The sequence below is a fragment of the Bacillus coahuilensis m4-4 genome, from assembly GCF_000171615.1.
GTDB classification, from domain to species: domain Bacteria; phylum Bacillota; class Bacilli; order Bacillales; family Bacillaceae_K; genus Bacillus_T; species Bacillus_T coahuilensis.
Map to the genome: position 1 here is coordinate 1 of NZ_ABFU01000038.1, position 13,668 is coordinate 13,668.

Sequence of the window (13,668 nt, forward strand, 5' to 3'; positions counted from 1 at the left end):
TGGGGAGAAGACCGAAGCCTGTTAGCCCCCAGGGCTTACCCGAGGACTCTAAATAGGCTTCCTCGAATTTCACCGCACCAATAAAATACGCAGAATTTTATGAGGAGGCTCATCTCCGTCCCGGAGAATGGAGTACCTTTCGCGGAAATCAACCGGTCTTAATTAATGATGATCATTTGTTGAAAAAAGAAAAGGGTGTTGCCAAAAGAATATACTTTTGGGACACCCTCTTCTTATTAGTTCAAACCATAAACAGAAGAATATTTGTCAGTTAAGTAGTCAATTAGATATTGAGGGTTTAATTGCTCCCCTGTTGCATCTTCTAAAATTTCTAATGGACGCTTTAATTTACCATATTGATGAACATGTGAAGTAAACCATTCTTTTATTGGTAGTAGGTCTCCGTTTAGTAATAGATCATCATAATTTGGTAGATCCTTTATCATCGTTGCTTTAAATTGAGCAGCGTACATATACCCTAACGCATATGACGGGAAGTAACCAAAGCTTCCTCCTGCCCAGTGTACATCTTGTAATACCCCTTCTCCGTTATGAGATGGACGAACCCCTAGGTACTCTTCATATTTAGTATTCCAAACCTCAGGTAAATCTTTTACATCGATTTCGTTGTTAAATAATCCTTTTTCAATTTCGTAGCGAATGATGATGTGAAGTGCATATGTTAATTCATCTGCTTCAATGCGAATTAAAGAAGGCTTTGCTTCGTTTATGGCACGGTAAAAGTCTATTAATTCTACATCATTGAATTGTCCGTTACTAACATTCTTTAAGGCTTGATAATTCTGTTCCCAAAACGATAAATTACGACCAACAAAGTTCTCATAGAACAATGATTGTGACTCATGTATTCCCATCGAAGTTCCAGTAGCAAGATTGGTACCAATTAGATTTTCACTAATATTTTGCTCATATAGAGCGTGTCCACCTTCATGAATCGTTCCAAAAACAGCTGTTCTAAAATCGTTTTCGTCGTATTTTGTTGTAACACGAACATCCCCTGGATTAAGACCAATTGCAAATGGATGAACGGTCTCATCCAATCTTCCCGCTTCGAAATCATACCCCATTTGTTTTAAAACGTGTAAGCTAAATTCTTTTTGTTTGTCTTTTGTAAACGTATGGAACAAGAAATCCGTTCTTGGCTGATCTGCTTCTGAAATTTTTTGAACTAACGGCACGATAGCTTCGCGAAGTTTTCCAAACACATCGTCAAGTATTTCTACCGTCACACCAGGTTCATACATATCTATAAGGGTATTATATTTATTTCCTTCATACCCCCAATACTCTATGAACTTTTTATTATATTCAACTAGTTTTTCTAGGTATGGGCGAAAAGAGTCGAAATCCCCTTCTCCTTTTGCTGCTTCCCAAGCACTTTCTGATTTTGACTGAAGAATAACATATTCTTTATATTCATTAGCAGGAACCTTTTTATTACGAAGAAAATCTTTTTCGCTTTCTTCTAACGCTTTTTTTGTCGTTACTGATAGATGATCTTTAACTTTAGATAATTCTGTTATAAATTGCTCCATTTCTTCGGACGTTGACAGCGCAAAAACTTCAGATGATAGGATCCCAATTACTTCAGAACGTTGCTCCATTCCTTTTTTGGGTGCTCCTGTTCTTAAATCCCAAAATACTAACGATAAAGCTTCATTATAGGCTGAAATTTTTTGTATGTACTCTAAAAAACCTTTTTCTAATTGATCTATTGAATGACTCAAAGCTTAACCCCCTTAAAATATCTGGCTTTAATTCTATCACAATTTTTTTAAAATCGCAGAATTTTATATAAACTTAGAAAAAAACTTGAAGGATAGATGTCCCACAGAGTTGAAAAGTACACAAACACTCACGGGCCTAGTCATTTCCCCTTATTCACAAGAATGGCAACCGTGCTAAATCCAAATCTATACAAAGAAACCTTGGGATCAAAATCCCAAAGTTCCGTTCATTTTTCAGGTGTTACTGGTAATAATGATTCAATTAACTCAAGCACGTGCTTATTTTTCTCATTATGGTAAATTGATACGGTACCAGAATCATGGTGAGAACGAATGAGTCGACCTATTCCTTGGCGTAATCTTAGACCCATGTAGGGTAAATCAATTTCTGAAAATGCATCATGAGCTAACTTTCTTTTTGCATTAAATACTGGGTCATTCCCAGGGAATGGTAAGTTTGCTATGATTACATGCTGTAGTGCTTCTCCCGGGATGTCTAATCCTTCCCAAAGATTATAGGAGCATAGTACAGTGGATGTTTCATTCTGAAATTGATCTACTAGCAGTGAAATTTCCTTGTCTCCTTCAAATACTATAGAAAATGGAGTGGAACTCAGATGACCTATATACTGCTTAAACCTTTTCATCTCTTCTACTGAAGGAAACAATATAAGTGATTGACCGTTATTCCTAATAAGATCTTCTCTTATATTATCAAAACGACTCATTTCGTTTCCTGCTTTAATAAAGATTTTCATTTGCTCTTCATAATCAAAAGGAGAAGAAACAGAAAAGGATAGGTAATCTATTATTCCTAAGCTTTTCGCAATATAGGAGAAATCCTTCCCATTTGATAACGTGGCAGATGAAAAGATAATTGGCTGCTTTTCAGAAAATAGCTCATCTTTCAATACTTCATTAACCATTTGTGGCATGATGACAAGGGTCGTTTTCTCATCATTATCTTCTAACCAAATAATTGAACTTGTATCATTTACAAATAAATTCATACTATATAGAAATTGTTCCAAATATTCTTCAACTAATCGAAGTTCGTATTCAGGAATAACAAAAAGCTCTCCTTCAAAAACAAGCTCCTCAGTTAATTGGTCTACTAAATATTTTAATTTTTTCCCCGTTGACACCAAATCATGAGTCTTCGATATGCTTCTTTTCTCTGAATCATGTGCCGCAGAATTCTTCCATAAAAGATCAAAGAAGTCCTGGCTAAATTGAATAATTTCTTCAATTAACAAGAGTGTATTTTCCCTTACGTCATTAACGGTTAACCTTTCTAGAACTAATTCCAAAGTCTGGTCTGTTATTTTATATGACAATGCTTTTTGAGCTGCAAATTCAACTAAATGACCTTCATCAAACACTACAGAACTAGCTATAGGTAATAACGGTAATTGGCCTTCACGCTTTCTAGATTCCTTTGTCCAAATATGCTCCATGTAAAAATCATGGGAACAAACAATAATATCTGCAGCCTTCCGGTAATGCTCTCGATGAATAGTCTGACCACATTTATTTCGTTTCGGACAACTTCCACAATCTTGAAGTGGATCCCAACCAATGGATTGCCATTCCACATCATTTAAATCCCCAAAGTCTTTTCGATCTCCATAAGGAAAATATTCTAGCATGGAAGATTGCTGATGAACAAATGAAGGAAGACTATCGTATACAGCCTCTATACGTTCAGAATCAAATCTCGCTGTATCTAGCTTGTTTAAACAAAGATATTGTTCTCTTGATTTAGCAAGTCTAACGTCAATGGTTAAGGCAAGGGAATCTTCAAGCTTTCTGATATCTCCTTCTTTTTTTACTAATTGTTCAATAAGTGTTTCATCAGCACACGCTATTATAGCTGGCTTACCTGTATAGCGAGCATACGCTAAGCTATAAACTAAATAGGCAAGTGTTTTTCCTGTACCTACTCCCGCTTCGGCAAGTATCGTTTTCTTTTCTTTAAAAGCTTTCTCCAATTGAAATGCCATGAAAATTTGTTCGTCTCTTACATCAAACCCTTTTCGGGAAGAATGTCATAAAATATATCTCCTACCCAGTCACCAATTGCTTCATAAATCGTCTGGTCTCCAGTTAGGACAAAAGGTAAATCACGCAACTGCCACTATCTCCCTTCAATGTAAAACGCAAGCATGAAGCTTGCGTCTACTCTCTAATTTCTAGGAGGTCTTTCTCCCAATATTGATAATAATCTGTCTTAATAAATCCATTAAATAATTTTCTTCGCTTCGTTGCAGGTGTTCCGTATGCTTGCTCAAACTCTTCATAAGAAGTTAAGAAGTATTTAGACCATGTAGGATAATTTGAAAATACCTCTCCCATTTCTTTATACATTAACTCTACTGCTTTTCTATCACTTAGACGTTCACCGTAAGGAGGATTTCCTACAATGACTCCATATTGCTTATCTGTTGTAAAATCACGAACCTGCATTTGCTTAAACGTAACAAGATCACCTAATCCAGCTTCCATACTGTTTTCTGAAGCAATTTTAATCATTCTATGATCAATATCAGTTCCTAAAATATCAAGGGGTTGATCGTAGTTCGCTAAACTCTCTGCTTCCTCACGTACTTGATCCCAAGTGGCCGGCTGTATGATTGGCCACTCTTCAGCTAAAAATTCACGATTAAAACCTGGGGCAATATTCTGCCCAATTAAAGCTGCTTCAATGGCAATAGTACCTGATCCTGTAAAAGGATCAACGAAAGGTCGTTCAGGAGACCATCTGCTAAGTTTTACTAATGCTGCTGCTAACGTTTCTTTTAATGGGGCTTCACCTTGTTCAATTCGGTACCCTCGCTTATGCAGGCCAGCCCCACTAGTATCAAGCAATAACTCTGCTTTATCTTTTTGTTATGGCAATCTCCACTTTTACTAGGGGACCTGATTCTTCTAACCAGTTTGTTATCCGGTAGAACTTTTTCAAACGTTCTACAATTGCTTTTTTTACAATACTTTGGCAATCGGAAACGCTATATAACTTAGATTTCACAGACTTTCCTTGAACTGGAAATTCAGCTGTTTCTGGCAAGTAATGCTCCCACGGAAGGGCTTTGTTTTTCAAACAATTCGTCAAATGTAAAAGCTTTAAAGCTACCAACCAATATCTTAATTCGATCTGCTGTTCGTAACCACATATTGGCTCTTGCAATGGCCGTTTCATCGCCTTTAAATATAACCCTTCCATTTTCTACTTGACATTCATACCCTAGGTCTTTAACTTCTTGACCGACTACAGCCTCAAGACCCATAGCAGACGTAGCAATAATTGTATAATTCGTCATTCATTTCACCCTTATTTTAAGTATGTATCTTTATTTTCACATAGTAACGTATAAGTATTCAACCTAACGTAGACGATTAAAAAAGCTCTCTTACATGTAAGAGAGCTTATAAGTGTATTGTTTAATAACGTTTTGTAAGCCATGTTTTGTTCCTTTGTACTGCAATCGGCGCACGCCTCGTACTCAGGTGGTAATCATCTATCTACAGGAAAATTTCCTGTCCTTCCTTTTGTTCAATTCCTCTAGGAAGGTGCCCCTACCATCATTTGGGTTTCTCACTCGTGGGGTTTACCTCGTTCCACTCCTATCATTTCTGATAGGACTTCGTCACTGTGGCACTTTCAAAGTAGTAACACCATATCCGAAGACTTAGGTGCGTTCCTTGCCGTCAGTTCAGACGAATCCAAACTGCCCTAGCTTATTTATTCGCTAGGCACGAACACTACGGGCATCTCAGCACCGTGCGAGCATGGACTTTCCTCTACAGCATACACTGCAGCGATTACCCAAACGTTATTAAATCCTTACGCAAGAATCAATTATAGCCGATTATTACTGGTTATGCAAGAACCATTATTTGGGACTCTTAATAATCACTCAGTTTACTGCCGAACACATGCTTTTCTAAATTAGATAGTCGTTTTAAAATATCAAAATTAGTCGTTCCTGTTGGCTGGGGAGAAATCGGTCTTTTCGACGTGTCTTCACTTTGCCTCTTTAATCGTTGATTTTCTTGTTGGAGATCCTCGATAATTTGATGGAACGCTTCATAATCTTTAATGACGATATCTAGAAATTTATCTACTTCTTCTGGTTTGTATCCACGCATACCTGAATGAAATTCTTTTTCAAGTATATCTTTTGCCGTTAATTTAATTCGATCAGCTATCATACTCTTCACCTCTATCGACTTTCATTATTATTATTTTTCAAAATTAGTATCATTTGTCAATTTGATTTAGTAGAAATCTCTTGTCTTTTCTTGCTCCTCTTCAACAATTAACTGCAAATCATGAAAAGTTATCATCCTACATTCATACTCATGCTTTTCTTGATATCTTTTAACTAAGTCCATATAAAATTTTGGAAAGCCATCTCTTTCCGTATCGTACACTACTATTGAAGCATTTGATTTTTCGATAAACAATATGTTTTTTTGTCTAAATTGTTCCGGACTCTTATATTCCTTTTGAGAGATACTTTCAACAAAATCACTTTGCATACAAATTGTTTCATAATATTCTTTATTGGTTTCATTCCAATTTTTTTCTTTGATTTAAAAAAGGTGTTAAGATAGCGAGCTTTAAATCTGGATGCTCCAATTGGAGATCAAAAACTACTTCTGCTGCCCACATTTCTATACCTAATTGCCCTGATATTAACACCCATTCATATCCTTCTTCAATAAAAGGAAGTAGTTCTTTTTTTATAGCCATCTTTATGTAAGAAATAGCTGGATCATTATTTTTACTAATTCCTAGCTCATAATTTTTGTATCCGGTAATAGCGACAACACTCATTAAATTGCATGCCTCCTGTACCTGCATATCCTCCATTACAGTGTAAATTATTCATAAAAAAAAGACAAGGATATTCAAATCCTTGCTTTTTCACTCGTTACATTCCTGGTCCCATAGGTCCCATAGGTCCCATAGGTCCCATTGGCGGAACTGGTCCAGTACCACAGTTAAATTGTTGATTTTGTACATTATTAACCATTGATTGAGTTTGCGGAAAGTAGTGTTTGTGCTGGAATAATTCGTTATTCACAATAGTCGTGTGAGTTGGATGAATATGAGGTACCTCATAAGTCGCATAAGTGTTTTTCACACATTGCTTTGTAGGGTGTACTACCGCTGGTAATACTTGATTCGGTCTTGGTCTGCAGTGCATAACTATCTTCTCCTTTCAATCATTATCGTTATTACAATAATAGCCTATGAAAGAAAGGGGGAACATGTACTAAGACAAACACCTATTTTACACTAGATTAGGTGTTTAACTATAATAATGCTAATGTATCCTTCAGATTGGTTAAGACAAAACCGATGACCATAATCACAACAAAATATAGGAAAAATATTGCTCTGTATAGTTTCATATTATCAGCCTTTTCTACAATTTGTGTCTATAATACTAAGTATTTGTAAACTCCACAATATGAAATCGACAGGAAGTTATTGGTTTCTACGTATATCATTAGGAAACTAGTCGAACTTTGCGCTTCCCCAGGAAATAGTTATTGTAATTTCCGGACTAGTCGTTCATGCCGCTTTAGGATTGCTACTTTCTGTTTTTCTAGTTAACGTAGTAAAAATAGTTGAAGAAAGTAACGTATCCAGTACTGTTTTCGCTTGATGATAATCTTTTAGTTGATGCTCGTAAATTTTACAACATTCGATAATAGCTTCTTTTTTTCTCTTTCATTGCCCTCTAGCATTACTTCTAACCAGCACTTAAGTGCAACATCGTATTCTTTTCGCTGCTTTGCATAGAAGCCGAGATGATGTAACGTTGATGCGCGTATGTCTAATTCCTCTGTTGATTGAATCGATTGAAATATGGAAAGTGCTGTTTTTTGTTCCCCTAAATATTTAAACCACTTCCCAATTTTCAATTTTCTTTGTCCGTTTGATCCTCTTTTAGTTCTAATACTTGTTCGGATAAATGAATAAACAAAGTAATAAGTGAAAGAACATCTTCTTCATTGTGTTTCATAATAGAAAAAATGCCTTCAGGATTTTTTCGATCCAAATAATCAAAATATATCATAGGTGCTAGATAGCCTGGAGTATCGTCCTTTCTTTCAAACGAAAGAATATCCTTCTCTATTTGCACGAGTTTAACAGAATCTAATTCCTCTTTATATAAACGCCTAGAAGCATGATATAAATCAAGGTGTATCGGGTTAGGTAACGGGTCCACTTCATTTTTCACAAGAGTATGTCTTGATTGAACTTGAGGCCAATCGAACGATTTTCCGTTATAAGTAAGAATACATTTTAAAGGGTTCTCATTGATAAAAGTTTGGTAAAAAGCTATTTCATCATTAGGAGAAGGTAAAAACAATTGAGTTACCTCGATTCCTCTATCCTTCCATGTTGCGTAACCAAGTAAGAATATGGTATTACCTACTCCACCACCTAATCCAGTGGTTTCCGTATCAAAAACAGTAAATCTTCTATTTTTAAATCTTTAACTGATAGTGGATGATCGCTCGTCACGGACTGCCATGCTTTCACGACGTTTTTTAGTTGTTGGAAAGAGTATTTACCATGAACATATTCATGAGGATATATTATTTTTCTCATCAAACAATATTGACCTTCCACTTCTACTAATGAAGCATGATTCTTCTTCCATTCTTCTATGAATGGAAAACGATCCATGTAGGTCTCTTCTTTTGCTTCTATTGTTTTTTTAGATGGCTCAATATTTAAATGAGCTTTCATTCTAGATAATTTATTTACTAAACTCATACAAATCACCTAATAAATAGTTAAGAATCATTGTTGAATCACTTTTAGCGGAAGTTGAAGCAAGATCCATCCCAATACATGAAGGACATCCTTTGTCGCATACGCAGGTAGTAATTAACCGCTTTGTTTCTCGTAAAATCATGTGATACTCTTCATAAACTTTAGAACTTAAACCAATTCCACCTGGATAGTGGTCATAAATAAATATTGTAGGTAATTCATTGTGAGCCGCCTTTACTTGTGGAACAATATGCACATCTTTTGGATCACACATTACGTTTAATGGGACAATAATATGAAGGGCATGCGCAATACCTATTAATCCTTCTTCCAATCGATTTTCAGATAGATTAGACTTACCCAGTAGTGAAATCCATGCACTTGAAGTATGTATCTCTTCTTCGGGTAAATGAATTGGTCCTGAGCCAATATTTTCGTGAGAGTCAAACTTAATTTTTTTAAAGATGGTTGCCATTGCTCTTACAGAAACATCACCATACCCAATCTTCAATCTATCATTTTGACTTTCCTTATCCATTTCTAGAACAGAAAGCTGGACTGCTAGGTTAGCATCTGTATAGTAATCTACATCCACACCTCTAACAAACGCTTTTTTCTCATACCAGTCTAGTAATTCTACCTGATATTGATCACCTTGGTGAAGATAGATAGCCTCGTCATGTAACAAAGTCATCGCACTAAAACGGTCCATTTCTCCTATCACTTTAACATTTGATACATCTGATTGATCAATAATTACGACATTTTCCTGGGAACAAGATCTTAAACTTATATTATGTGCTGGAAATGCATCATTCATCCAAAAGTATCGATCTTTATTTTGATGCAAAACACCTTCTTCAGCTAAGAAGTCTAATATGTCCACAATTTCCACATGTCCAAACTGGTCCCCTTTAGAAAAAGGCAGTTCATATGCCGCACATTTGATATGATCAATTAGGATAATTAAATTATCTGGATTGAGTCTAGCTTCTTCTGGAGATTGTTGAAAAAAGTACTCAGGGTGCTCAATTATATATTGATCAAGGGGCGTTGAGCTAGCGACCATGATTATGAGTGCTTCCCCGTGCCTTCTTCCTGCGCGCCCAGCTTGTTGCCAAGCACTTGCAATCGTTCCGGGGTACCCTGTCATCACACAAACTTGTAACTGCCCAATGTCGACTCCTAACTCTAAAGCATTCGTACTAACAACTCCATATATGTCCCCATTTCGCAACCCTTTTTCTATTTCTCTACGCTGCGTTGGAAGATACCCACCTCGATATCCACGGATACTCTTTGTACCTAATTCTTTTTTCACTAACTCTTGTAAATAAGTTAGTAATATCTCCACTCTAACCCTACTCTTAGCAAATACAATGGTCTGTATTTTATTTTTCAGTAACTCTCCAGCTAATTTTCTAACTTCTAATGTCGCACTTCTTCTTATATTTAAAGATTTGTTTACAACAGGTGGATTATAAAATACAAAATGCTTCTTGCCACTTGGGGCACCATTATTATTGACCAATGTGATTTCTTCCTCCGTCAGTATTTCTGCTAGTTCTTTAGGATTGGCAATCGTAGCAGAAGTACAAATAAAGGTTGGTTGACTACCATAATATTGACAGATTCTTTTTAATCGTCGTATCACATTTGCAACATGACTTCCAAAGACTCCTCTGTATGTGTGAAGCTCATCAATCACAATGTATTTAAGATTTTCAAAAAGGCTAACCCATTTTGTATGATGTGGCAGTATGGCAGAATGCAACATATCTGGGTTAGTTATAACAATATGACCTGCTTTACGTACTTTTTGCCTTATATTTGCTGAAGTATCCCCATCATATGTATAGCTATTAATACTTACCCCTGCTTCGTCAATGATCTCATTAAGCTCACTTTTTTGGTCCTGAGCTAAAGCTTTTGTTGGGAAGATATAAAGGGCTCTAGTCATTTCATTATCAAGAATCGATTGTAAGACAGGCAGATTGTAGCATAATGTCTTACCAGATGCAGTGGGCGTTACAGCAGTAAAAGACTTCTTGTTCATAGCCAAATCAAAAGACGTTCCTTGATGTGTATAGAGAGAATGAATTCCTCTTTTTTCAAAAGATGCTCTTAATTTAGGATGTAGACGTTCCGGGAAGGGAACAGTCTTTGCTTCCTTTTCTGGAATAGTATGCCAATAAGTAATTTGTTCCTTAATGTATTCATCTTGTCTAAAAAGGTCCAACACTTCTTGTTAAGTTTTTTTTATTTACATTCATAACCGAACTTCACCTCATACACTCTATTTTACCGAATGTTCGTTCGGTGTGAAAGAGTGAAATTAACTAGTAATTTTATCCATATCTGAAGTTATTTCACTCTAATCTGCCAGATTCTCCAGTATGTCCTTATGCCCTCTATGATTCATCATCTCATATAAAATCCTACTCGTTTAGAAATCCTAACCGATGAACAGGAACAGTTGATTTATTTATCACTCGTATTAGGCCATTACGAATTACGTGTTTGCACTCACCCTTTGTTCCACAAATTCACTTTAAATGTAGTCTTTTTTCTCTGTGTCTCATCCTTTCAATATATAGGCACACCCTTTTCTCCTTAGCATAAAATACTGTAGATACTTTACCATGGAGGAGGAATCTATATGTCAAAAAAATACAAACGAAGAAAAGCCAACCTATGAGCCTTTTGGAAATTTAATGAAATCTATGCATCAATTTTTTCACGAGAGACCTGTCAAAGGTATATTAGAGACAATGGATGAATTTTTTACAAGCCCTAATTTATTTAGTGGATTTCCAGTGCAATATGACGAAACAAAAGATGAACACATCATTCAAGCAAAGCTACCTGGTGTTAAAAAAGAAGATGTAACAATTGAAATTTTACAAAGCTATGTCACCATCACAGTTGAAAATTACGAAATGGAAATAATGGAGGATTCTGTACACCAATCTTCCTTTAAGAAACAACATGTAAGGAAAAGTACAAAAACCATTCCATTATCTTCTCCAATTGACGAGTCAAAAGCGAATGCTTCATACAAAAATGGCTTATTAGTATTAAGACTACCAAAACGAAAAGGAAAAAATATTACAATAGTAGAGGATTAAAAAAGATCTGGAATTCCAGATCTTTTTTTGTCCTTATTTTAAGAACATACTTCCAATACCTTTCACCACAGCACTCATTTGATTAACAGCCCCCATTAATTGGCCTGTCGTGTTCATCACTTTGTTAAAATCAAATTGTCCTTCTTGATTTTTAAAAGAATTCATGATGGTGTTTCCTTTTCCTTTATCCATTAGAAAACTTCCTTTTGGGTATGGGTTTTGATAAGCTGATAAATTTTGAGTTTGCACTTGTTTCGGAAAATAGTGATATTCTTCAGCTTGCAAAGGGTTTTGGAAGTACGATTGTCCCGTTGGATAGGTGTACGATTGCTGATTTGCGTATTGTGAATACCCGTTAGCTTGAGTATAAGGTATCGGTGGTTGGTACCCTCCGTTATAAGATTGCATCGGGTAATTTACTGGTCGATTATAGGTAAACATAGCAGGTGATGGGTAATATGAAGGTCTTCTTGTCATCATTGCCTTCCCTCCACGTCTTTTTTTCTTACTACTTATACTATGTAACTCCATTTAAATGGTGATATGCCTAGTCATTGTCGAAGTTCGTACGATAATTGTCGGAAGTTTTACTATTCAAAAATCAAGGAAATTTTTATATTAATGTTACGATAAATGTAACCGAAATCATTATAATTATTGGGTCTATTCAAGAGGTACAGTGCATGTCCCCTATGAGGCGAACCACATTCTATTTAGGAGGAACTTACAATGAATGTTCACAGTTTGAAACAAACGTATTTGCAGTATAAGGAGCATCATCCATTAGAAATGAATGATTTATTAGACTTCGCAAAGAACCATTATCTTTCTGGTGAAATTACATTAAAAGATTACCAAGCCTTACTAAAAGAATTAGAAAATAGCGGTGCCAGTTTACCAAACGAATTACACCTATCCACATTTAGAATGAAAAAACTTCAATCTAAATGAGATTGAAGTGAGTGATACACCACTGAAATAGTATATTTAGTAGATTGAACATAGGATTGGAATCTTTTATAACTTGTTTCAGGGAAAAATGCTTGCACACTAATCATTTCAATGTTTTCACAAGCCTGTTCAAGTTGAATTCTATGTAAATTTTTCACAGAAACAGATGATAACCAATTTGATATTTCTTCTTTCCACTCTGTTGAGACTTTATAAGTTAAGTCAGCAAATGGCTTAACCTCTGTATAAAAGTCTCCTTTTTTATTTTCTTCTCTATGTCGTTGATAAATCACTGCACATTCATCAATTAATTGATCTAGACGCTCTGTTAGGGTTAACAACTCTTCTAATTTCATGATATATCCTTCTTTCCTCCATTTAAAAAAAGAAAAGCATCAGCTTTCTCCCACTATTGTAATATATTACACTTCAACTTCAAGCTTTTTCACCTGACTTAAGAAAGACCAGGAGTGTTGCTTAGTTAATTCGTGGACTAATTTCAAATTTCTAACGCTACTATATAGATGTCTCAATTCGGTGTGTTGGAGTTCGAGTATATGGAGCTTGTGATTATTTTCCGTTAATTTCTTCTCAAGTAACATTTCAATGGATTCAGATTGTATTTCAAGCCTACTTAACATATCTAAACATTCATCACGGTTCATTTGCCCTCACCCCTCTCTATACTTCCTTAACATTCTTTCTTTTTTATGGAATCCCTCCCCCTGTGACAAAACTAGAACCAAACTGACAAAGAAAGTAAGGTTTAGAAGAATACATTCATACTTCGACATGCATGGTTTTTGCAATTTGAGTCAAACTATTTATAGGAGGTGTGTACATATGGCTAAAAAACAAAAAATAAGCAACCAAAAGGAAAAATGGCTGCAGAACCTGAAAACAAACCTGGATACGGGGATAAAAAGCTCGAGGGTCCAGACCGTCCATCTACTTAAATGTTTAGAGGATGTCCCAAAAGTATACTCTTTTGGGAACACCCTCTTCTTTTTTATTAAATGATCATCATTAAGTAAGTCCTCCT

Annotated in this window: 12 protein-coding genes, 1 other RNA gene and 3 pseudogenes; 2 read left to right on the forward strand and 14 right to left on the reverse strand. The window is 35.6% G+C overall.

Annotated elements, in window-relative coordinates; translation table 11 throughout:
• Positions 1-236 precede the first annotated feature (236 nt).
• From M44_RS09995 to M44_RS10030, 11 genes and pseudogenes are all read right to left on the reverse strand, one after another.
• A complete protein-coding gene (locus M44_RS09995) occupies positions 237-1,748 on the reverse strand; it encodes a carboxypeptidase M32 (RefSeq protein WP_010173187.1) in 1,512 nt (503 codons plus the stop codon).
• A 227-nt stretch (positions 1,749-1,975) separates the two neighbouring features.
• Positions 1,976-3,879: pseudogene (locus M44_RS22190) on the reverse strand (ATP-dependent DNA helicase).
• Positions 3,880-3,933: 54 nt separating this feature from the next.
• Positions 3,934-5,068 (reverse strand): annotated as a pseudogene (locus M44_RS22195) (THUMP domain-containing class I SAM-dependent RNA methyltransferase).
• A 130-nt stretch (positions 5,069-5,198) separates the two neighbouring features.
• Positions 5,199-5,582, reverse strand: an RNA gene (gene rnpB, locus M44_RS26200) — RNase P RNA component class B.
• Positions 5,583-5,654: 72 nt separating this feature from the next.
• Positions 5,655-5,960 (reverse strand): cell division regulator GpsB, encoded by a 306-nt coding sequence (gene gpsB / locus M44_RS10010; RefSeq protein WP_010173195.1) that lies wholly within the window; start codon positions 5,958-5,960, stop codon positions 5,655-5,657.
• A 66-nt stretch (positions 5,961-6,026) separates the two neighbouring features.
• A pseudogene (locus tag M44_RS22200) lies at positions 6,027-6,588 on the reverse strand (SLOG family protein).
• Between the two features lie 97 nt (positions 6,589-6,685).
• Positions 6,686-6,961, reverse strand: a complete 276-nt coding sequence (locus M44_RS10020) for a CotD family spore coat protein (RefSeq protein WP_010173197.1) — start codon at positions 6,959-6,961, stop codon at positions 6,686-6,688.
• Positions 6,962-7,436: 475 nt separating this feature from the next.
• Positions 7,437-7,685 carry a hypothetical protein gene (locus tag M44_RS25230; protein ID WP_010173200.1) on the reverse strand — a complete coding sequence of 83 codons (249 nt, stop codon included), beginning with the start codon at positions 7,683-7,685 and terminating at the stop codon, positions 7,437-7,439.
• Positions 7,682-8,191, reverse strand: a complete 510-nt coding sequence (locus M44_RS25235) for a ribonuclease H-like domain-containing protein (protein WP_237705262.1) — start codon at positions 8,189-8,191, stop codon at positions 7,682-7,684. The genes M44_RS25230 and M44_RS25235 overlap by 4 nt, the downstream gene beginning before the upstream one ends.
• 20 nt (positions 8,192-8,211) lie before the next feature.
• A complete protein-coding gene (locus tag M44_RS25240; protein ID WP_050770956.1) occupies positions 8,212-8,547 on the reverse strand; it encodes a hypothetical protein in 336 nt (111 codons plus the stop codon).
• Positions 8,531-10,789 (reverse strand): DEAD/DEAH box helicase, encoded by a 2,259-nt coding sequence (locus M44_RS10030; protein WP_193345642.1) that lies wholly within the window; start codon positions 10,787-10,789, stop codon positions 8,531-8,533. Before M44_RS10030 ends, M44_RS25240 begins: the two co-directional genes overlap by 17 nt.
• A gap of 400 nt (positions 10,790-11,189) precedes the next feature.
• Between M44_RS10030 and M44_RS10035 the strand changes: the two genes are divergently transcribed.
• On the forward strand, positions 11,190-11,675 hold the full coding sequence (locus M44_RS10035; RefSeq protein WP_010173204.1) for an Hsp20/alpha crystallin family protein: 486 nt from the start codon (positions 11,190-11,192) through the stop codon (positions 11,673-11,675).
• Between the two features lie 33 nt (positions 11,676-11,708).
• Here M44_RS10035 and M44_RS22210 read toward each other — a convergent pair whose 3' ends face one another.
• A complete protein-coding gene (locus M44_RS22210) occupies positions 11,709-12,155 on the reverse strand; it encodes a YppG family protein (RefSeq protein ID WP_040365395.1) in 447 nt (148 codons plus the stop codon).
• A 249-nt stretch (positions 12,156-12,404) separates the two neighbouring features.
• Here M44_RS22210 and yppF point away from each other — a divergent pair, with 249 nt between their 5' ends.
• Positions 12,405-12,626: a YppF family protein gene (gene yppF / locus M44_RS10045; protein WP_010173209.1), complete on the forward strand. Its 222-nt coding sequence runs from the start codon at positions 12,405-12,407 to the stop codon at positions 12,624-12,626.
• Here yppF and M44_RS10050 read toward each other — a convergent pair.
• Complete coding sequence (locus tag M44_RS10050) at positions 12,614-12,982, reverse strand: YppE family protein (protein WP_010173211.1); 369 nt, start codon at positions 12,980-12,982, stop codon at positions 12,614-12,616. The two genes, yppF and M44_RS10050, sit on opposite strands and share 13 nt — an antisense overlap.
• A 66-nt stretch (positions 12,983-13,048) precedes the next feature.
• On the reverse strand, positions 13,049-13,291 hold the full coding sequence (locus M44_RS10055; protein WP_010173213.1) for a hypothetical protein: 243 nt from the start codon (positions 13,289-13,291) through the stop codon (positions 13,049-13,051).
• Positions 13,292-13,668 lie beyond the last annotated feature (377 nt).